Raw genomic sequence first — 19,230 nt, 5'->3', positions numbered from 1 at the left:
CCCGTGGACTTGTGGTGATCTACGAGAGCGTGAGGCGGACCGGCAGCTCGAACAGGTCGTTCTGGGTCACCACCGGCTTGTTGCGCAGTTCGCCGGCGGGTACCGCCAGGTCGAGGTCCGGGAAGCGGCCGTACAGGGCGGGCAGCGCGATCCCGGCCTCCAGGCGGGAGAGTGCGGCGCCGGGACAGACGTGGGGGCCGTGCCCGAAGCTGATGTGACGGTTGGCCGAGGTCCGGGTGATGTCGAAGTCCCCGGCGGTCGGGCCGTGCGCCTTCTCGTCGCGGCCGATGGCGGCGTACGACACGATCAGCGCGTCGCCCGCCGGGAGGACCTTGCCGCCGACCGGTACGTCCTCGGTCGCGAAGCGGATCAGGACGTGGGAGGTGGGGGTGGAGTGGCGCAGGGTCTCCTCGGTCACCTGGGACCAGTCGGCCGCGCCGGACAGCACCAGGGACCGCTGATCCGGATGGAGTGACAGCTGGACCACCGCGTTGACGATGAGCGAGATCGTCGTCTCATGGCCGGCCGCGACCATCAGCTGGAGCGTGGAGACGATCTCCTCGTCGGTCAGGTGGTCGCCGTTCTCCGAGGCCAGGATCAGCGCCGAGGTCAGGTCGTCGCCCGGCTCGGCACGCTTGGCGGCGACCGTGCCGGCCATGACGCCCGCGAGCTCGGTGAGGGTGGCGACGACCTCGGCCGGCGGGGTCTGGGTGGAGAAGAACTTCTCGAAGAGCTCCTTCAGACGGGGGAGGCGTGCCTGGTCGATGCCCATGAGATCGGCCACGACGTACATGGGCAGCGGGTAGGCGAAGGCGGCCTTCAGGTCGACGACCCCGTCGGTGGCCGCGGCGGCGAGGTCGTCGAGCAGCCGCTCGGTCAGCTCCGTGATCCGGCCCCGCATCTCCTCCACCCGGCGCGGGGTGAGCGCCTGGGCGACCAGCGCGCGCATCCGCCGGTGGTCGGCGCCGTCCACGGTCAGCATGGAGCGGCCCGGGTTGGCGAGGCCGATGAGCGGCCAGTCCGGCGGGATCTCGCCGCGCCGCCAGGCACCCCAGACGCCGATGTCCTTCACCAGACGCGGATCGGTGAGCAACTGCTTGGCCTCGGCATGACGGGTGACCGCCCACACGGGCACGCCGCCGGGCAGCTCCACGGCGGCCAACGGCCCCGCCGCCCGCAGCCGCGCGCTCTCGCCGTCCAGATCGCTCACGAAGGGATCGAGCGCGATACGCGTCTCCTCCGCGCGGGGCTGCTCGACACCGGTCGTGGTCATACGGGCCTCCTGGGCAGGGGGGTCGGGAATGGCGCACGGGTGGGGTTTCGGTGCGGGGCCGGTTTCGGTCCGCGGTCAGAGGGTGGGGACCGGGGTGAAGCGGACCGGCAGACGGGAGAGGCCTCTCAGCCAGGGGGAGGGGCGGCGGGTCAGGGACTCGGCGGGGACGGCCAGGTCGATGTCGGGCAGGCGGTCCAGGACGACCTCGATGCCGGTGCGCGCGATGACCTCGGCGATCTCCTGCGCCGGGAACGGGCACCGGTGCTCGCCGTGCCCGAAGGAGAAGTGCGCGCTGTTGCCGCCGGTGAGCGCGGAGCCGTCGGTGCGCACCTGCGGGTCGGAGTTGGCGCCCTGGAGCCCGAGCAGGAGCAGGTCGCCGGCGCGGATGCGGCGGCCGCCGAGCTGGGTGTCGCGGGCGGCCCAGCGGCCGGCCACGTTCTGCGTGGGCGCGTCCTCCCACAGCACCTCGTTCATGGCGTCGGCGACGCTGTTGCGGCCGCCGAAGAGGGAGGCCGCGAAACGCTCGTCGGTCAGCATCAGGCGCAGCGAGTTGCCGATCCAGTCGGCCGTCGGTTGGTGGCCGGCCGCCATCATCACCATCAGGTCCTGGACGATCTCCTCGTCACCGAAGCCCGAGCGGTCGGCGAGCATCCTCGACACCACGTCGTCGGCGGGGTGGGCCTTGCGCTCGGCCACCAGCCGGGCCATGGAGCCGGCCAGGTGGGTCTGCCCGGCGAGCGCCCGCTCCCGGCCGTCGATCATGTCGTTCAGCGCGGTCACCAGGCCCGGCCCCTGTTCGTCGGGGAAGCCGAAGAGCCGGGCCAGGACGCGCACCGGCAGCAGCATGGCGTACTCGGTGACGACGTCCGCCTCGCCCCGCCCGCACACCGCGTCGATGAGTTCGTCGGCGAACTTCTCGGCGTGGCCGCGCAGTTCGGAAGGGGCGACGGCCTCCAGCGCGTCACTGATCATCGCGGCGCGCTCGCGGTGGCGTTCGCCGACGGTGTAGAGGATCGAGGGCTGCCCGCGGCCGATCATCGGCAGCAGCGGCCAGTCGGCGGGGATGCGGTCCCACTGGTTCCACAGCCCGGAGTCCCGGCTGAACAGCACCGGATCGCCGGTGACCTGGTGCAGCTCGCGATAGCCCAGCACCAGCCAGGCCGGTACGCCGCCGTCGAGCACGACGGGGGTGACGGCACCGTGCTCGCGCCGCATCTCGCGGTACAGCCGGGCCGGTTCGGTCTGGAACCTTGGTCCACCGAGCGGTACGGGGACGGTCGCACCCGAGGGGATGCGGGCGTCAGAGGTTGCGGAGTCCAACGAGCACCTGTTCCAGGACGTCGGGGTCGATGACGGCGGCCTTCTTCGGGTGGCGGGCACTGACGCGGCCGGCCGCGAGGAGGTCGGAGAGGAGGATCTTGGTGATGCCGACGGGGAGCCGCAGCTCGGCCGCCAACTCCACCACGGCGATGGGGAGCCGGGCCGCGCGCAGGATCGTCACGTGCTCCGACTGCATGCCGGGCGCCGGATCGCACTCGGCGACCACGAGGGTCACCAGGTCGAAGGGGCTGCCCGGCGCGGAGCGGGCGCGGCCCTGGGTGAGGGTGTAGAGGCGGTCGGGTGAGTCGTCCCTGCCGGGGCGGCTCATGACGTCCGGGGCTGTGCGGTCAGATGCAGGCCGAGCTGTTCCACGAGTTCGCTCATGTTGTGCCCGACCAGTCCCGCGTCCGTGTCCTCCTCCGTGAGCACGGCCAGATGCGCGCCGTCGCCCGCCTCCACGATGTACAGCACGCCGCCGTGGAACTCGGTCATCGCCGACCGTATGCCGCCGCTGCCGTCCCCGAACTCCATGGACGCGCCGTGCGCCAGCGACTGGATCCCGGCGGCGATCGCGGCGAGCTGGTCGGCCCGGTCGACGGTGAGCTCCGGCGTCCGGCACAGCCTCAGCCCGTCCCGCGACAGCACGAGCGCGTGCCGCGCCCCCGGGGTGCGCTCCAGCAGCCCCTCGATGAGCCAGGTGAGCTTCTCGTCGACGGTGGTCGCGCCGGTGCCGGTACCGGTCATGAGGTGGCGTTGCCTTCCGGGTGGGGGCGGGAGGTGCTGGTCGGGTCGGGGACGGCCCGGGCGTCAGTGCCGGGGCCGGGTGTCTGTTCCGTGGGGGTGACGGCGCCCTCGGTCGGCGGTGTCGACCCCAGGTCGGAGAGCGAGCCGCGGACGGCCCGCTGGAAGCTGCTGAAGCGGGCGGCACGGGCCAGCGGGTCGTCCAGGGAGACGACGTCGGGGCGCGGCGGCTCGTCGTCCGGGGCGCCGGCGGCACGCGCGCGGGTGCGGTCCCACTGGCGCTCCTGCTCGGTCTGCGCGGCACGCGCGCGTGCCCGCTCCTGCTCGACCTCCGCGAGCGCGCGGCCACGGCGCCGCTGGGGCAGGCCGTCGCTGAGGGAATCCGCGACCCGGTCGGACGCTTCGTGGCCGGGCAGGGGGCTCTGCTCGGAGGAGGCGGGGGCGTGGTGGGTCTCCGCGGGGACGAGCGACGTGGAGTGCCCGTAGGACACCGGCCACTCCTCGCCGTAAGGGACCAGCGCCGTGCCGCCGTTGCCGGGCCACGACCCCTCGCCCTGGGGGGTGCCCTCGAACCACGGCCAGGTGGGTGGGTCGGTGTCGGTGGGCCCGGTCCGCTCGCCGTCGCCCCACTCCGCACCCTCGACCGGACGTGCCGTCGCAGGTTCCGTCGGGGGGTCCGGCGGGGGTTCCGGGAGGGCGAGCGGGACGGGTGCGGGTGCGGCGGGGTGTTCCGGTACGAGGATGTCCTGCGGTACCAGCATCAGCACACCGGTGCCGCCGCGGGCGGACGGGCGGTAGGAGACCTTCAGGCCGTACTTGAGGGCGAGGCGGCCGACGACCGCCAGGCCGAGGCGGGTGCCGGTGAGGCCGCCCAGTCCGCCGAGGTCACCGGAGACGGCGCGCTCGGCGCGGCGCAACTGCACGTCGCCCATGACGAGCCCGCTGTCCTCGACGGACAGGATGACCCCGGCCGGCACCTCCTCGACGTAGACGTGCACCTCGGCGGTCGGCGGCGAGAAGTTGGCCGCGTTGTCGAGCAGTTCGGCGAGCGCGTGCATGACCCCCTCGGCGGCGTGTCCGGCGACCGCTGCCTCGCACGCGGAGTGCACGCGCACCCGCCGGTAGCCGCTGATGCGCCCCATCGCGCCCCGCAGGATCGACTCCATGCCGATCGGGCGGGCCCAACGGCGCCCGGAGCGGGCCCCCGCGAGGACGGCGACGGAGTCGGCGATCCGGCCCGCCTGCGCGGTGCGGTGGTCGAGGTGGAGCAGGTCGGCGAGGACGTCCTCGTCCTCGTGCCGTTCCTCCATGGCGCGCAGGTCGGCGAGCATCCCGGTGGCCAGGGCCTGCAGCCGGCCGGCCGCGTTGGCGGTGGCGGAGATCGCGGCGGCGCGCTCCTGCTCGGCCCGCCGGGCCCGCTCGGCGAGATCGGCGTGCTCGGCGGCCAGCCGCGCCCGCTCCGCACCGATCGCGGCGGCCGACCGGGCACGCTCCTGGGCGAGTTCGGCGGCGTAGCGGGCGCGCTCCCGGGTCAGCTCCTCCGTCAGCCGCACCCGTTCCTGGTCGAACTCCGCGCTCTGCCGGATCCGGTCCTGCAGCAGCCGCCCGGTGTCCGCGGTGACGGCCTCCAGCCGGCGGCGGGTGATCCGGGCCGTCCGGACGGAGCGGGTGGCCACGGCGACGGCCACGCACAGCAGCAGGGCCCCGGCGCCCGCGCCGAGGCCGACCGGCACGCGCTGCGCCTGGGGGGTCCGGGCGACCGCGCCGGCCACCACGAGGGCGGCCAGTACGGCGGTGAGCAGGGGGACGGGCGCGAGGGAGCGCAGGGAGGGACGTTCGCCGGGCTGGAGGGGGGCGGTCATGAGTCGGGTCCTCGGTCGGGGGTCCTCGGTGGGGGTCCTCGGTCGTCCTTGTCCGTGTCCGTGCCGTGAGCCTGTCCATCTCCTGAGCGCGTAGAGACACCTGGTGCTCAACTGGCGGTCACTATATGGGAGTTCGTGATCGAATTGGGAAGGTTCGGAATCCGTTCACAGTTTCCGTCCACCCATCGGTGAGAGTCCGGTGGACAGAACCGTCGTCACTGTCAGTGGCGGGATGCATGCTGGGGGCATGACGGATCTCGAGGCGGAGCTGCGGGGGGCCGTCCGGGGTGAGGTCGGTTTCGACGTCATGGCCCGGGCGCTGACGACGATGGACGCGTCGAACTACCGGCGCGTCCCGCTGGGAGTGGTCGCGCCCCGGGACGCGGACGACGTGGCGGCCGTGCTGGCGGTGTGCCGGGAGCGCGGGGTGCCCGTCGTGGCGCGCGGCGGGGGCACGTCGATCGCCGGACAGGCGACCGGCACCGGAGTCGTACTGGACTTCACCCGTCATATGAACCGCCTGCTGGCCGTCGACCCCGAGGCGGGTACGGCCGTGGTCCAGCCCGGTCTCGTCCTGGACCGTCTGCAGGAGGCCGCCGCGCCGCACGGCCTGCGCTTCGGCCCCGACCCCTCCACGCACAGCCGCTGCACGCTCGGCGGAATGATCGGCAACAACTCGTGCGGCTCCCACTCGGTGGCCTGGGGGACGACGGCGGACAGCGTGCGGGAGCTGGACGTGGTCACCGCGCGCGGCGAGCGGCTGCGGCTCGGGCGTGAGTGGGCCGGTGCGCCTCAGGGCCTGCGGGCGCTGGTGGAGGGGGAGTTGGCGCTGCTGCGGACCGGCTATCCGGAGCTGCCCCGCCGTATCTCCGGCTATGCGCTGGACGCGCTGCTGCCCGAGAAGGGCGCCGACGTCGCCCGGTCCTTCTGCGGCAGCGAGGGCACCCTGGGGGTGCTCACGGAAGCGGTCGTACGACTCGTCGAGGCACCCCGCGCGCGTGCGCTGGCCGTGCTGGGTTACGCGGACGAGAGCGCGGCAGCCGAGGCCGCGGCGGGACTGCTGCCGTACCGGCCGCTCACGGTGGAGGGGATGGCCGCGGACCTGGTCCCCGCGGCGTCGGCCGGGCTGCCCAGGGGCGGCGCGTGGCTGTTCGTGGAGGCGGGAGGGGAGTCGCCGGGCGAGGCACGCGCGCGTGCGGAGGCGATCGTGCGGGCGGCCGACGTCCTGGACTCGCTCGTCGTGACCGACCCGGCCGGGCAGCGGGCTCTGTGGCGGATCCGCGAGGACGCCAGCGGCACGGCGACGCGGATGCGGGACGGCACCGAGGCATGGCCCGGCTGGGAGGACTGCGCGGTGCCGCCCGCGCGGCTCGGCGCGTATCTGCGCGATTTCCGGGGGCTGTTGACGAGCCACGGCCTGCGCGGGACGCCGTACGGCCACTTCGGGGACGGCTGCATCCACGTCCGCATCGACTTCGACCTCCTGACCGGGGCGGGCGTCGCCCGCTTCCGGCGCTTCTCGGAGGAGCTGGCCGAACTCGTCGTTGCCCACGGCGGTTCGCTGTCCGGCGAGCACGGGGACGGCCAGGCCCGGGCGGAGCTGCTGCCGAGGATGTACGGCCCCGAACTGGTCGCCCTCTTCGAGCGGGCGAAAGCGGTCTGGGACCCCGACGACCTCCTCAACCCCGGGATGCTGGTCCGCCCCGCGCCCCTCGACACCAACCTCCGCTTCGCCGTCCTGCCGCGCGAGCCGGTCGACGTGGCCTTCGGCTACCCGGCGGACGGCGGCGACTTCTCGGCCGCGGTACGGCGCTGCGTGGGAGTCGCCAAGTGCCGTACGACGTCCGCCGCCGGCACCTCCGTCATGTGCCCGTCCTTCCGGGCGACCGGCGCGGAGGAGCACTCCACGCGCGGCCGGGCCCGGCTGCTGCACGAGATGCTGGCCGGCGAGGTGATCACCGACGGCTGGCGGTCGACGGAGGTGCGGGACGCGCTGGACCTGTGCCTGTCCTGCAAGGGGTGCCGTTCCGACTGCCCGGTCGAGGTCGACATGGCCACCTACAAGGCGGAGTTCCTGCACCATCACTACGCAGGACGGCGCCGCCCGGCCGCGCACTACAGCATGGGGTGGCTGCCGCTGTGGCTGCGCTGGGTGACGCGGACCCGGACGGCGGGCCCGGTCAACGCGCTCGCCTCGGTGGGCCCGCTGGCGGCACTCGCCAAGCGGCTGGGCGGGATCGCGCCCGAGCGGGAGCTGCCGCGGATCGCGCCGGAGACCTTCAGCCGGTGGTGGCGGCGCAGGTCCGTGGAACAGGCGCGGCGGATGATGGCCGAGTGGAGGAAGAGCGGCGGCCGGCCCGGCGCCCGGCACCCGCACGACACCGGTGACACGGACGGCCCCGACGCCACCGACGGCGTCACGGACAACACCGAAGCCGCCGATGACACCGACACCGACGACGACTTCCCGCCCGTCGTCGCCCTGTGGCCCGACACCTTCACCGAGCACTTCGCGCCGGAGGTGGGGAAGGCGGCCCTGCGCGTCCTGGAGGCGGCCGGGCTGGTGGTGATGCAGACGCCGTGGATGAAGTGGAAGGCGGAGGTCGAGCAGACGCCCGACGGTGAGACGTGGGGGTACAGCGCGAACCCGCTGACCTCCCGCGGCGCCCGCGTCTGCTGCGGGCTGACCTACCTCTCCACGGGCCAACTCGACCGCGCGCGAACCGTGTTGCGGCGGACCCTGGACCTGCTGGACCCCTTCCTGGACCCGCGGCTGGGCGAGAGTGTTCCGGCGTTCGTCGTCCTGGAGCCGAGCTGCGCCGCGGCCCTGCGCACGGACCTGCCGGAGCTGCTGCACGACGACCCGCGCGCGGCCCGCCTCGCCGCCTCGGTCGTCACCCTCGCGGAGGCGCTGGAGCGGTACGCCCCCGACTGGAACCCGCCCGCCCTCGACCGTCCCGTCGCCGGGCAGACCCACTGCCACCAGCACGCGGTCCTCGGCGACGCCCCCGACCGCCGTCTGCGCCAGGCCGCCGGCCTCACCGGCGAACTGACCGGCGGCTGCTGCGGCCTCGCGGGCAACTTCGGCTTCGAGAAAGGCCACTTCGAGGTCTCGGCGGCCTGCGCCGAGGAGCGGCTGCTGCCCGCCGTCCGTGAGGCCCCGGAGGGAACCGTGGTGCTGGCGGACGGCTTCTCGTGCCGGACCCAGCTGGAGCAGCTCGCGGGAGTGCGGGCCCGGCACCTCGCACAGGTGCTGGCCGAGGGGCTCGACTGACGTCCCTTCAAAAGGTTCCTCTCAGGTTCATAAGAGAAATCTCAGGTTCGGCGGGCGCTCCAAGGATTCTCCAAGGTATTCACAGCGCCTGCTTGCCATTACATCGCCGACTTTGCCGTTGCTTGAGTTGCGGGGCGTGTAGGTTCATCGGTGTCGGGGAGCCGGACGCGGAATTCCCGAACCACTGAACTGCGAAACACTAGGAGTCGGAATGAGCCTCAAGAAGCTCGCCCCGCTGCCCCCGAAGTCCAACAAGCACCTTCCCCCGCCGCCGCCGAAGCCCAAGAAGAAGCACCCCAAGCCCCCGGTGCCGAAGCCGATCCCCGGCGGCGACGACAACTGAGTGAGTCCTGAGAGGGCCGACGGTATTCCGTCGGTCCTCTCTGCTTGCGGAATTCGTCGACTTCCGCAGCAAATTCTCGCGACAGAAAGCGGAGGAAATGTGAAATGGATAGGGAAGAGGATGACGAGGAGTACGAGTACGGCACTCCCACGATTCCGGCCCGTACCGCGTTCCGCCGTTTCTGGCCGCTGACCGGAGGGCTGCGCCGCTGGCTGCTGCTGGTCTGGGCGTGCACCGTGCTCGCCGCCCTCGCCGAGACCGAGGCGATCCTGGTCTTCAGCGACCTGACCGACAACGCCCTGCAGAAGGGGTCGCTGGACGCCTTCTGGGGGCCGGCCGCGAAGTGGCTGGCGGTCGCGGTCGTCGGCGCGGTCGTCGCCTACGCCGGCAACTCCGTCGCCGCCTGGGTCACCGAACGCTTCGTGATGAGACTGCGCGAGCACGTCTTCGACCACGTACAGCAGTTGCCCCCGCACTTCTTCCAACGCCACCGCCAGGGCGACCTGTTGTCCCGGCTGACCAGTGACGTCGAGGCGATCGAGACCATGGTCGTCTCCGGTCTCGTCGGTGCCGCGTCCGCCGTCTTCTCCGCCCTCTTCTACGCGGCCGCCGCCTTCTGGCTGCGCTGGGACCTGGCCGCCGCCACCTTCGTCCTGGCCCCCCTCTTCTGGCTGGCGGCCCGCCGGTTCTCCGGCTCCATCAAGGACGTGTCCAGGGACGGCCGGGTCGCCGACGGCGCGATCACCTCCGTCGTCGAGGAGTCCCTGTCCAACATCGTGCTCACCCAGGCGTACGACCGACGGGACGCCGAACGCCGCCGGCTGGGCGAGGAGGCGAACGCCTGGTTCCGCGCCTCGGTTCGCTCCACCCGCCTCAACGAGGCGTACCAGCAACTCGTCGCCGTCATCGAGACGGTCTGCGTGCTCGCGGTGATCGGCATCGGTGCCTGGGAGATCTCCACCGGCCGGATGACCCTGGGCCAGCTGCTGGCCTTCTCCGCCTTCCTCGGCTACCTCTACCCCCCGGTCCGGGGCCTGGCCCAGCTCGGTCTGACGGTCACCGCCGCGACCGCCGGCGCCGAGCGGCTCATCGAGATCCTGGACGTCCGCCCCTCGGTCGCCGACCCCCGCCACGCCGCGGTGACCGGCCGCCCCGACGGCGCCGTCGAGGTCCGTGACGTCTCCTTCACCTACCCGGGCGCCGAAACCGTCGCCCTGCAGGGCCTGTCCTTCACCGTCGCCCCCGGCGAGCTGGTGATCGTCACCGGCCCGAGCGGCGCAGGCAAGTCCACGGTCTCCAAACTCCTGCTGCGCTTCTACGACCCGGACACGGGCGACGTACTCCTGGACGGCGTACCGGTCAGGGACCTCCCCCTCGCCCGGCTGCGCGAGTACGTCACGCTCCTGCCGCAGGAGACGCTCGTGCTGCACGACACCGTTCGCGCCAACATCGCCTGCGGCCGCCCCGGCGCCAGCGACCACGCGATCGAGGAGGCCGCGCGGGCGGCGGACGCGCACGACTTCATCGTCCGGCTCCCGGACGGCTACGACACCCGGGTCGACCCCAACTCGGCCCGGCTGTCCGGCGGCCAGCTCCAGCGCCTCGCCATCGCGCGGGCGATCCTGCGCGACTCCCCGGTCCTCGTCCTGGACGAGCCCACGACCGGCCTCGACGCCATGGCCGCCCGCCGGGTGGTCAAGCCGCTGCGCCGCCTGATGGCGGGCCGCACGACCATCATGATCACCCACGACCTCAACCTCGCCCCCGACGCCGACCGCATCCTGGTCGTCGACCGCGGCCGGATCGTCGAGACCGGCCGGCACGAGGAGCTGCTCGCGCGGGGCGGCGCGTACGCGCGGCTGCACCGCTCGCAGAACAACGCGGTGATGGACACCGGCGAGCTGCGCATGCCCCTGTTCGTGGAACAGCGGCCGGCCGCCGAACCGGCGCAGCCGGTCTACCTGTACGAGGGACACGGCACCTGGCAGGAACCGGCGTACCCCTACGAACAGGCCGCCTACGAGCAGTACGCCCACGACCAGTACGCCCACGACCTGTACGCCCACAGCGCGGTCCCCATGGCCCTCGACGACGGGCGCCCCCTCTTCCGTGACGAGGCACCCTGGCCCGGCATCTGAGGTCCACCATGCGGGACAGCCGCATAAGCGGTTTACGGGCCTGACGAAGGCTATTAGCCTGGACTCGGCAGTACATCACGTTGAACGAAACCCGAGCCGAGCACCCTGGACCGCCCGTGACCAGCTCCAGCACGACCACCCCCGCCGCGTCGCAGGCCGTCGGCGGTCCGCCGCGCCCGAGCGGTTCCCTCGGTCCGGTCGGCCTGGTGCTGGCGGGCGGCGTCTCGGTGCAGTTCGGTGCCGCGGTCGCGGTGAACCTGATGCCGAGGGCCGGCGCGCTGGGCGTGGTCACGCTGCGGCTGCTCGCGGCGGCCGTCGTGCTGCTGCTGTTCTGCCGCCCCCGGCTGCGCGGCCACTCCCGTGCCGACTGGAGCACGGTGATCGTCTTCGGCGTCACCCTGGGCGCCATGAACGGCCTCTTCTACCAGGCCCTCGTCCGCATCCCGCTGGGCGCCGCGGTCACCCTGGAGGTCCTCGGCCCGCTGGCCCTGTCGGTGCTGGCCTCCCGCCGGGCGATCAACGCCGTGTGGGCCGCCCTCGCCCTCGCCGGCGTCTTCCTCCTCGGTGGCGGTGGCTTCGGCGACCTCGACCTCGTCGGCGTGGCCTTCGCGCTCGGCGCGGGCGCCATGTGGGCGACGTACATCGTCTTCAGCGCGCGGACCGGGCAGCGGTTCCCGCAGGCCGACGGGCTGGCGCTGGCCATGGCGGTCGGGGCGCTGCTGGTCCTCCCGCTGGGCGTCGCCGAGTCCGGGTCCAGGCTGTTCGACCCGGTGACCGTCGGGCTCGGCGCGGCGGTCGCGATGATGTCGTCGGTGCTGCCGTACACCCTGGAGCTCCTGGCCCTGCGCCGGCTGCCCGCCTCCACCTTCGCCATCCTGATGAGCCTGGAACCGGCCCTCGCGGCCGCGGCCGGCTTCCTGGTCCTCGGGCAGACCCTGTCCGTGGTGCAGGTCTCGGCGATCGCCCTGGTCATCGCGGCGAGCATGGGCGCGGTCAGGACGCAGGTGGGACGGGGCAGGGCGAAGGTGCCGGCGCCGGCCCCGGAAGCCTGACGCTCGCGCGCGGGGTGCCCGGGAGCACCCGTCGTACAAATTAATGCAAGCATGCTTGCTTGTTTCTGGGGCCGCTGCCATGCTCGCCCCATGGCTGACCCGACGCCCGTCATCGACGACCTACGTGCGGAGAGCGAGGAACTCGACCTGCTCGTGGCCGAGTTGAGCCCCGCGCAGTGGGCACTCGCGACCCCCGCCCCCGGCTGGACCGTCGCTCATCAGATCGCGCACCTGGCCTGGACCGACCACTCCTCCGTGCTGGCCGTGACCGACCACGACGCCTTCTCCCGCGAGGTCGAGAAGGCCCTGGCCGCACCCGGGGACTTCGTGGACGAGGGCGCGGAGGAAGGCGCGCGGAAGCCGCCCGAGCGGCTGCTCGCCGACTGGCGGGCCGGACGGACGGCGCTGGAGGAGGCCCTGCGCGCCGCGCCCGACGGCGCCCGCTTCCCCTGGTACGGGCCGCCCATGTCCACCGCCTCCATGGCCACCGCCCGCCTCATGGAGACCTGGGCCCACGGCATGGACGTCGCCGACGCCCTCGGTGTCGAGCGCACCCCCACCGACCGGCTCCGCCACATCGCCCGCCTCGGCGTCCGCACCCGCGACTTCGCCTTCGGCGTGCACGGCATGCCGGTGCCGTTCGAGGAGTTCCGCGTCGAACTGACCGCCCCCTCCGGCGAGGTCTGGACCTACGGCCCCGAGGACGCCGCCGACCGCGTCACCGGCCCCGCCCTCGACTTCTGCCTCCTGGTCACCCAGCGGGCCCACCGCTCCGACCTCGCCCTGCGCGCCGCCGGCCCCGACGCGGACCGCTGGCTGGACATCGCCCAGGCCTTCGCGGGCCCGCCGGGCAAGGGCCGCCAGGCGAAGGGGGAGACCCCGTGACGGTGCTGCGCGTCGGCAACGCGTCCGGTTTCTACGGCGACCGCTTCGACGCCGTGCGGGAGATGCTCACCGGCGGCGAGCTGGACGTCCTGACCGGCGACTACCTCGCCGAACTCACCATGCTCATCCTGGCCCGGGACCGCCTCAAGGACCCCGCCGCCGGGTACGCCCGCACCTTCCTGCGCCAGCTGGAGGAGTGCCTCGGCCTGGCCCACGAGCGCGGCGTCCGGATCGTCACCAACGCCGGCGGCCTCAACCCGGCCGGGCTCGCCGACGCCGTACGGGAGCTGGCCGACCGGCTCGGCATCCCCGTGCGCGTCGCCCACGTCGAGGGCGACGACCTCAAGCCCCTCCACCCCGACAGCCTCGCCGCCCACGCCTACCTCGGCGGTTTCGGCATCGCCGAGTGCCTGCGGGCCGGCGCGGACGTCGTCGTCACCGGGCGGGTCACGGACGCGGCGCTGGTCACCGGGCCCGCCGCCGCCCACTTCGGCTGGGGGCCCGGCGACCACGACCGGCTCGCGGGCGCCGTCGTCGCCGGGCACGTACTGGAGTGCGGGACCCAGGCCACCGGCGGCAACTACGCCTTCTTCCAGGAGGGCGACGTCCGCCGCCCCGGCTTCCCGCTCGCCGAGCTCCACGAGGACGGCAGCTGCGTCATCACCAAGCACCCCGGCACCGGCGGCCTCGTCGACGTCGGCACGGTGACCGCGCAGCTGCTGTACGAGACGGCGGGCGCCCGCTACGCCGGACCCGACGTCACCGCCCGCCTGGACACCGTCCGCCTCACCCAGGACGGCCCCGACCGCGTCCGCGTCGAGGGCGTGCGCGGCGAGGCACCGCCCCCTGTCCTCAAGGTCGGCCTCAACCGCCTCGGCGGCTTCCGCAACGAGGTCGCCTTCGTGCTCACCGGCCTCGACATCGAGGCGAAGGCGGCGCTGGTGCGCGAGCAGATGGCGCCCGTGCTCGGCAAGGTCGCCGACGTGCGCTGGGAGACGGCCCGCACCGACCGGCCCGACGCGGACACCGAGGAGACGGCGAGCGCCCTGCTGCGACTCGTCGTGCGCGACCCGGACGAGCACCTGGTCGGCCGGGCGCTGACCGGGGCGGCCGTGGAGCTGGCGCTGGCCAGCTACCCCGGCTTCCATGTGCTCGCCCCGCCCGGAAAGGGCACGCCCTTCGGGGTCTTCGAGGACGTGTACGTCCCCCGGGACACCGTCGACCACGTGGCCGTCCTGCACGACGGGCGCCGGGTGGCCGTGACACCGGCCCCCGACACCCTCGTACTCGAGGACCCGCCCGAGCCCGAGACGCCGGAGCCGCTTCCCGCCGGGCCCCTCCGCCGCGCTCCGCTCGGGCTCGTCGCCGGCGCCCGCAGCGGGGACAAGGGCGGCAACGCCAACGTGGGGGTGTGGGCGCGGACGGACGCGGCCTGGCGCTGGCTCGCCCACGAGCTGACGGCGGAACGCTTCCGGGAGCTGATCCCGGAGAGCCGGGGCCTGCCCGTCACCCGGCACGTCCTGCCGAATTTGCGCGCCCTGAACTTCGTCGTCGAGGGCATCCTCGGCGCGGGCGTCGCTGCCCGGCACCGCTTCGATCCGCAGGCCAAGGCCCTCGGCGAATGGCTGCGCTCCCGCCACCTGGACATCCCGGAGGACCTGCTGTGACGGTGATCAACTCCGGCTTGGACACGGCCGGTCCCGACTACCGGGCGAACCGCGAGGCCATGCTCGCCAAGCTCGCCGACCTCGACGCCGAGCACGCCAAGGCCCTGGCGGGCGGCGGCGAGAAGTACGTCGCCCGGCACCGGGGGCGCGGCAAGCTGCTCGCCCGCGAGCGCATCGAGCTGCTCCTCGACCCCGACACGCCGTTCCTGGAGCTGTCGCCGCTCGCCGCCTGGGGGAGCGAGTACGCGGTGGGCGCCTCGCTCGTCACCGGGATCGGCGTCGTCGAGGGCGTCGAGTGCCTGATCACCGCCAACGACCCGACCGTGCGCGGCGGCGCCAGCAACCCCTGGTCGCTGAAGAAGGCGCTGCGCGCCAACGACATCGCGCTCGCCAACCGGCTGCCCTGCATCAGCCTGGTGGAGTCGGGAGGCGCCGACCTGCCCTCCCAGAAGGAGATCTTCATCCCGGGCGGCGCGATCTTCCGCGACCTGACCCGGCTGTCGGCCGCCGGCATCCCCACCGTCGCCGTCGTCTTCGGCAACTCCACCGCGGGCGGCGCGTACATCCCCGGCATGTCCGACCACGTGATCATGGTCAAGGAGCGCGCCAAGGTCTTCCTCGGCGGACCGCCCCTGGTGAAGATGGCGACCGGCGAGGAGAGCGACGACGAGTCGCTGGGCGGCGCCGACATGCACGCACGCGTGTCGGGGCTCGCGGACTACTTCGCCGTCGACGAACAGGACGCCCTGCGCCAGGCGCGGCGCGTGGTGGCACGCCTCAACCACCGCAAGGCGTACGGCGATCCGGGACCGGCCGAGCCCCCGAAGTACTCCGCCGACGAACTGCTCGGCATCGTCCCCGGCGACCTCAAGATCCCCTTCGACCCGCGCGAGGTGATCGCCCGCATCGTCGACGCCTCCGACTTCGACGAGTTCAAACCGCTGTACGGCACCAGCCTGGCCACCGGCTGGGCCACCCTGCACGGCTATCCCGTCGGCATCCTCGCCAACACCCAGGGAGTGCTGTTCAGCGAGGAGTCGCAGAAGGCCGCCCAGTTCATCCAGCTCGCCAACCAGCGCGACATCCCCCTGCTCTTCCTGCACAACACCACCGGCTACATGGTCGGCAAGGAGTACGAGCAGGGCGGGATCATCAAGCACGGCGCGATGATGATCAACGCGGTCTCCAACTCGAAGGTGCCGCACCTGTCGGTCCTCATGGGCGCCTCCTACGGCGCCGGGCACTACGGCATGTGCGGGCGCGCCTACGACCCCCGCTTCCTGTTCGCCTGGCCCAGCGCCAAGTCCGCCGTGATGGGCCCGCAGCAGCTGGCCGGCGTGCTGTCGATCGTCGCCCGCCAGTCGGCGGCCGCGAAGGGGCAGCCCTACGACGACGACGCGGACGCCGCCCTGCGCGCCATGGTCGAGCAGCAGATCGAGTCCGAGTCGCTGCCCATGTTCCTGTCCGGGCGGCTCTACGACGACGGCGTCATCGACCCGCGCGACACCCGCACCGTCCTCGGCCTGTGCCTGTCGGCCGTCCACACGGCACCGTACGAGGGCGCGCGCGGCGGCTTCGGCGTCTTCCGGATGTGAGGGATCACGTGATTTCGACTCTGCTCGTCGCCAACCGGGGCGAGATCGCCTGCCGCGTCTTCCGCACCTGCCATGAGCTGGGCATCCGGACGGTCGCCGTGCACTCGGACGCCGACGACGGCGCGCTCCACACGCGCGTGGCCGACACGGCGGTACGGCTGCCGGGCGCGGCGCCCGCGGACACCTACCTGCGCGGCGACCTGATCGTGAAGGCCGCCGTCGCCGCCGGCGCGGACGCCGTGCACCCCGGCTACGGCTTCCTCTCCGAGAACGCCGACTTCGCCCGCGCGGTCCTCGACGCGGGACTGCTCTGGATCGGGCCGCCGCCGGAGGCCATCGAGGCGATGGCGTCCAAGACCCGCGCCAAGGACCTCATGGGCATCGCCCCCCTGGCCACGGAGAACGTGACCGAGGCCGACCTGCCGGTGCTGGTGAAGGCGGCCGCGGGCGGCGGGGGGCGCGGAATGCGGATCGTGCGCCGCCTGGCGGAGCTGGACGCCGCCCTGCAGGCCGCGCGCGCCGAGGCCGCGAGCGCCTTCGGCGACGGAGAGGTGTTCGTCGAGCCGTACCTGGAAGGCGGACGCCACGTCGAGGTCCAGGTGCTCGCCGACACCCACGGCACGGTGTGGACGCTGGGCACCCGCGACTGCTCCCTGCAGCGCCGCCACCAGAAGGTGATCGAGGAGGCGCCGGCGCCGGGCCTCACCGAGGCGCTCACGGAGGAACTGCGCGCGCTGGCGGTGCGCGCCGCACGCGCCGTTGACTATGTGGGCGCCGGCACGGTCGAGTTCCTGGTCGCCGGCGACCGGGCGCACTTCCTGGAGATGAACACCCGCCTCCAGGTCGAACACCCGGTGACCGAGGCCGTGTTCGGCATCGACCTGGTGGCCGAGCAGATCCGCGTCGCCGAAGGCCACGCCCTCGCGAGCGACCCGCCGCGCCCGCGCGGCCACGCCGTCGAGGCCCGCCTCTACGCCGAGGACCCCGCGGCGGACTGGGCGCCGCAGACCGGCACCCTGCACCGCCTCACCGTCCCCGGCGACGTCCGCCTGGACACCGGCTACGACGACGGCGACACCATCGGCGTCCACTACGACCCCATGCTCGCGAAGGTGATGGCCCACGCCCCCACGCGCGCGCAGGCGGTGCGCGCACTGGCGGGCGCCCTGGAACGCGCGGCCGTCCACGGCCCGGCCACCAACCGCGACCTCCTCGTCCGCTCCCTGCGCCACGAGGAGTTCACCGGCGGCCGGATGAACACGGGCTTCTACGACCGCCACCTGCCCGAACTGACCACCCCCGCGCCCGACCCCCACGCCCCGCTGGCCGCCGCCCTCTCCCAGGCCCGTGGAGCATCCCGCTTCGGCGGCTGGCGCAACGTCCCCTCCCAGCCACAGGTGAAGCGGTACACGATGGCCGGCGAGGAGCACGAGGTCCGCTACCGGCACACCCGCGAGGGCCTGGAAGCCGACGGCGTCCGGGTCGTGCACGCCGCCCCCGATCTCGTCGTACTCGAAGTGGACGGAGTGCAGCGGAAGTTCGAGGTGGCGTGGTACGGCGACGAGGTGTACGTGGGCGCGTCCGCCCTGCGCGCCCTGCCCCGCTTCCCCGACCCCACCGCCCAGCACGCGCCGGGGTCCCTGCTGGCCCCCATGCCGGGAACCGTCGTCAGGGTGGCGGACGGGCTGGCCGTGGGAGCGGTCGTACGGGCCGGGGAGCCGCTGCTCTGGCTGGAGGCGATGAAGATGCAGCACAAGATCGCCGCGCCGGTCACGGGAACGCTGAGCGAGCTGCGCGTGGCGCCGGGGCAACAGGTCGAGCCCGGCGCTCTGCTGGCGGTGGTGCAGGCGCCTCTGTAGGGGCGCGGGGCCGTATCGGACATGCGGCTACCGCCGCGTGAGCGCGACCAGCCACACACAATCCGCACCCCGAAGGAGTCCAGATGACCCTCCTCGAATCCGAAGAACACAAAGCCCTCCGCTCCGCCGTCGCCGCCCTCGGCAAACGCCACGGCCGCGACTACGACCGCGAAGCCCTCTGGGCCGAGGCGGCCAAACTCGGCTACCTCGGCGTCAACCTCCCGGAGGAGCACGGCGGAGGAGGCGGCGGCATCTCCGAACTCTCCATCGTCCTGGAGGAGTTGGGCGCCGCCGGCTGCCCGCTGCTCATGATGGTCGTCTCCCCGGCCATCTGCGGCACCGTCATCGCCCGCTTCGGCACGGACGCCCAGAAACGCGAGTGGCTCCCCGGCCTGGCGGACGGCACCCGCACCATGGCCTTCGGCATCACCGAACCCGACGCCGGCTCCAACAGTCACCGCATCACCACCACCGCCCGCCGCGACGGCACCGACTGGCTCCTCACCGGCCGCAAGGTCTTCATCTCCGGCGTCGACATCGCCGACGCCACCCTCATCGTCGGCCGCACCGAGGACGCCCGCACCGGCACCCTCAAGCCCTGCCTGTTCATCGTCCCGCGCGACACCGAGGGCTTCCAGCGCCGTCGCATCGACATGGAACTGAGCGCCGCGGAGTGGCAGTTCGAGCTCACCCTCGACGACGTACGCCTCCCCGCGGACGCGCTCGTCGGCGACGAGGACGCCGGACTCCTCCAGCTCTTCGCCGGCCTCAACCCCGAACGCATCATGACGGCCGCCTTCGCGATCGGCATGGGCCGCTACGCCCTCGCCCAGGCCGTCACCTACGCCCGCGAACGCACCGTGTGGAAGACCCCGATCGGCGCCCACCAGGCCATCGCACACCCCCTCGCCCAGGCCCACATCGAGCTCGAACTCGTCCGCCTGATGATGCAGAAGGCCGCCGCCCTGTACGACTCCGGCGACGACGTCGGCGCGGGCGAGGCGGCGAACATGGCCAAGTACGCGGCCGGCGAGGCCTGCGTGAAGGCCGTCGACCAGGCCGTGCACACCCTCGGCGGCAACGGCCTCACCCGCGAATTCGGGCTCGCCCGGTTGATAACGGCGGCGCGCGTGGCTCGTATTGCTCCGGTGAGCAGGGAGATGATTCTCAACTACGTCTCCCACCAGACCCTGGGCCTGCCCAAGTCGTACTAGGAGGAAC

14 protein-coding genes are annotated in these 19,230 nt (G+C 73.2%); 9 read left to right on the top strand and 5 right to left on the bottom strand.

What is annotated here, in order from left to right; genetic code table 11:
- Positions 1–19: 19 nt before the first annotated feature.
- From ACIGDI_RS25380 to ACIGDI_RS25360, 5 genes are all read right to left on the bottom strand, one after another.
- Positions 20–1,273, bottom strand: coding sequence for a cytochrome P450 (locus ACIGDI_RS25380; protein WP_399900680.1), 1,254 nt, complete (start codon positions 1,271–1,273; stop codon positions 20–22).
- A 75-nt stretch (positions 1,274–1,348) separates the two neighbouring features.
- Positions 1,349–2,593, bottom strand: a complete 1,245-nt coding sequence (locus tag ACIGDI_RS25375; protein ID WP_399900677.1) for a cytochrome P450 — start codon at positions 2,591–2,593, stop codon at positions 1,349–1,351.
- Positions 2,574–2,921, bottom strand: coding sequence for a DUF742 domain-containing protein (locus tag ACIGDI_RS25370; protein WP_399900674.1), 348 nt, complete (start codon positions 2,919–2,921; stop codon positions 2,574–2,576). The genes ACIGDI_RS25375 and ACIGDI_RS25370 overlap by 20 nt, the downstream gene beginning before the upstream one ends.
- Complete coding sequence (locus ACIGDI_RS25365) at positions 2,918–3,337, bottom strand: roadblock/LC7 domain-containing protein (protein ID WP_200705556.1); 420 nt, start codon at positions 3,335–3,337, stop codon at positions 2,918–2,920. The genes ACIGDI_RS25370 and ACIGDI_RS25365 overlap by 4 nt, the downstream gene beginning before the upstream one ends.
- A complete protein-coding gene (locus ACIGDI_RS25360) occupies positions 3,334–5,196 on the bottom strand; it encodes an ATP-binding protein (RefSeq protein ID WP_399900671.1) in 1,863 nt (620 codons plus the stop codon). The genes ACIGDI_RS25365 and ACIGDI_RS25360 overlap by 4 nt, the downstream gene beginning before the upstream one ends.
- Before the next feature lie 247 nt (positions 5,197–5,443).
- On the opposite strand from ACIGDI_RS25360, the gene ACIGDI_RS25355 reads away from it, so the two are divergent.
- The 9 genes from ACIGDI_RS25355 (at position 5,444) to ACIGDI_RS25315 (ending at position 19,223) form a co-directional block, all read left to right on the top strand.
- Entirely contained in the window at positions 5,444–8,470 is a 3,027-nt protein-coding gene (locus tag ACIGDI_RS25355; protein ID WP_399900668.1) for an FAD-binding and (Fe-S)-binding domain-containing protein, read from the top strand.
- A gap of 211 nt (positions 8,471–8,681) precedes the next feature.
- A complete protein-coding gene (locus ACIGDI_RS25350; protein WP_272178080.1) occupies positions 8,682–8,813 on the top strand; it encodes a hypothetical protein in 132 nt (43 codons plus the stop codon).
- Positions 8,814–8,917: 104 nt separating this feature from the next.
- Positions 8,918–10,951 carry an ABC transporter ATP-binding protein gene (locus tag ACIGDI_RS25345; RefSeq protein WP_399900665.1) on the top strand — a complete coding sequence of 678 codons (2,034 nt, stop codon included), beginning with the start codon at positions 8,918–8,920 and terminating at the stop codon, positions 10,949–10,951.
- A 116-nt stretch (positions 10,952–11,067) separates the two neighbouring features.
- Entirely contained in the window at positions 11,068–12,003 is a 936-nt protein-coding gene (locus ACIGDI_RS25340) for an EamA family transporter (protein WP_399900662.1), read from the top strand.
- A 90-nt stretch (positions 12,004–12,093) separates the two neighbouring features.
- The gene (locus ACIGDI_RS25335) at positions 12,094–12,888 is read left to right on the top strand and encodes a TIGR03084 family metal-binding protein (protein WP_399900659.1); all 795 of its coding nucleotides are present in this window, start codon (positions 12,094–12,096) and stop codon (positions 12,886–12,888) included.
- Positions 12,885–14,555: an acyclic terpene utilization AtuA family protein gene (locus ACIGDI_RS25330; protein ID WP_399900656.1), complete on the top strand. Its 1,671-nt coding sequence runs from the start codon at positions 12,885–12,887 to the stop codon at positions 14,553–14,555. The genes ACIGDI_RS25335 and ACIGDI_RS25330 overlap by 4 nt, the downstream gene beginning before the upstream one ends.
- Positions 14,552–16,150, top strand: a complete 1,599-nt coding sequence (locus ACIGDI_RS25325) for an acyl-CoA carboxylase subunit beta (RefSeq protein WP_399900653.1) — start codon at positions 14,552–14,554, stop codon at positions 16,148–16,150. The genes ACIGDI_RS25330 and ACIGDI_RS25325 overlap by 4 nt, the downstream gene beginning before the upstream one ends.
- Positions 16,151–16,158: 8 nt before the next feature.
- A complete protein-coding gene (locus ACIGDI_RS25320) occupies positions 16,159–18,009 on the top strand; it encodes a biotin carboxylase N-terminal domain-containing protein (RefSeq protein WP_399900650.1) in 1,851 nt (616 codons plus the stop codon).
- Positions 18,010–18,092: 83 nt separating this feature from the next.
- The gene (locus ACIGDI_RS25315) at positions 18,093–19,223 is read left to right on the top strand and encodes an acyl-CoA dehydrogenase family protein (RefSeq protein ID WP_399900647.1); all 1,131 of its coding nucleotides are present in this window, start codon (positions 18,093–18,095) and stop codon (positions 19,221–19,223) included.
- Positions 19,224–19,230 lie beyond the last annotated feature (7 nt).

Origin of the sequence: Streptomyces sp. NPDC085900 (genome assembly GCF_044540925.1) — a bacterium.
GTDB lineage: Bacteria > Actinomycetota > Actinomycetes > Streptomycetales > Streptomycetaceae > Streptomyces > Streptomyces gilvifuscus.
This window is presented reverse-complemented; position numbering and strand designations above follow the sequence as displayed.

Excerpts from the sequence above, each read along its gene's own strand:
- ACIGDI_RS25380 (WP_399900680.1), bottom strand. The coding sequence starts at position 1,273 with ATGACCACGACCGGTGTCGAGCAGCCCCGCGCGGAGGAGACGCGTATC.
- ACIGDI_RS25370 (WP_399900674.1), bottom strand. The coding sequence starts at position 2,921 with ATGAGCCGCCCCGGCAGGGACGACTCACCCGACCGCCTCTACACCCTC.
- ACIGDI_RS25365 (WP_200705556.1), bottom strand. The coding sequence starts at position 3,337 with ATGACCGGTACCGGCACCGGCGCGACCACCGTCGACGAGAAGCTCACC.
- ACIGDI_RS25360 (WP_399900671.1), bottom strand. The coding sequence starts at position 5,196 with ATGACCGCCCCCCTCCAGCCCGGCGAACGTCCCTCCCTGCGCTCCCTC.
- ACIGDI_RS25355 (WP_399900668.1), top strand. The coding sequence starts at position 5,444 with ATGACGGATCTCGAGGCGGAGCTGCGGGGGGCCGTCCGGGGTGAGGTC.
- ACIGDI_RS25350 (WP_272178080.1), top strand. The coding sequence starts at position 8,682 with ATGAGCCTCAAGAAGCTCGCCCCGCTGCCCCCGAAGTCCAACAAGCAC.
- ACIGDI_RS25345 (WP_399900665.1), top strand. The coding sequence starts at position 8,918 with ATGGATAGGGAAGAGGATGACGAGGAGTACGAGTACGGCACTCCCACG.
- ACIGDI_RS25335 (WP_399900659.1), top strand. The coding sequence starts at position 12,094 with ATGGCTGACCCGACGCCCGTCATCGACGACCTACGTGCGGAGAGCGAG.
- ACIGDI_RS25315 (WP_399900647.1), top strand. The coding sequence starts at position 18,093 with ATGACCCTCCTCGAATCCGAAGAACACAAAGCCCTCCGCTCCGCCGTC.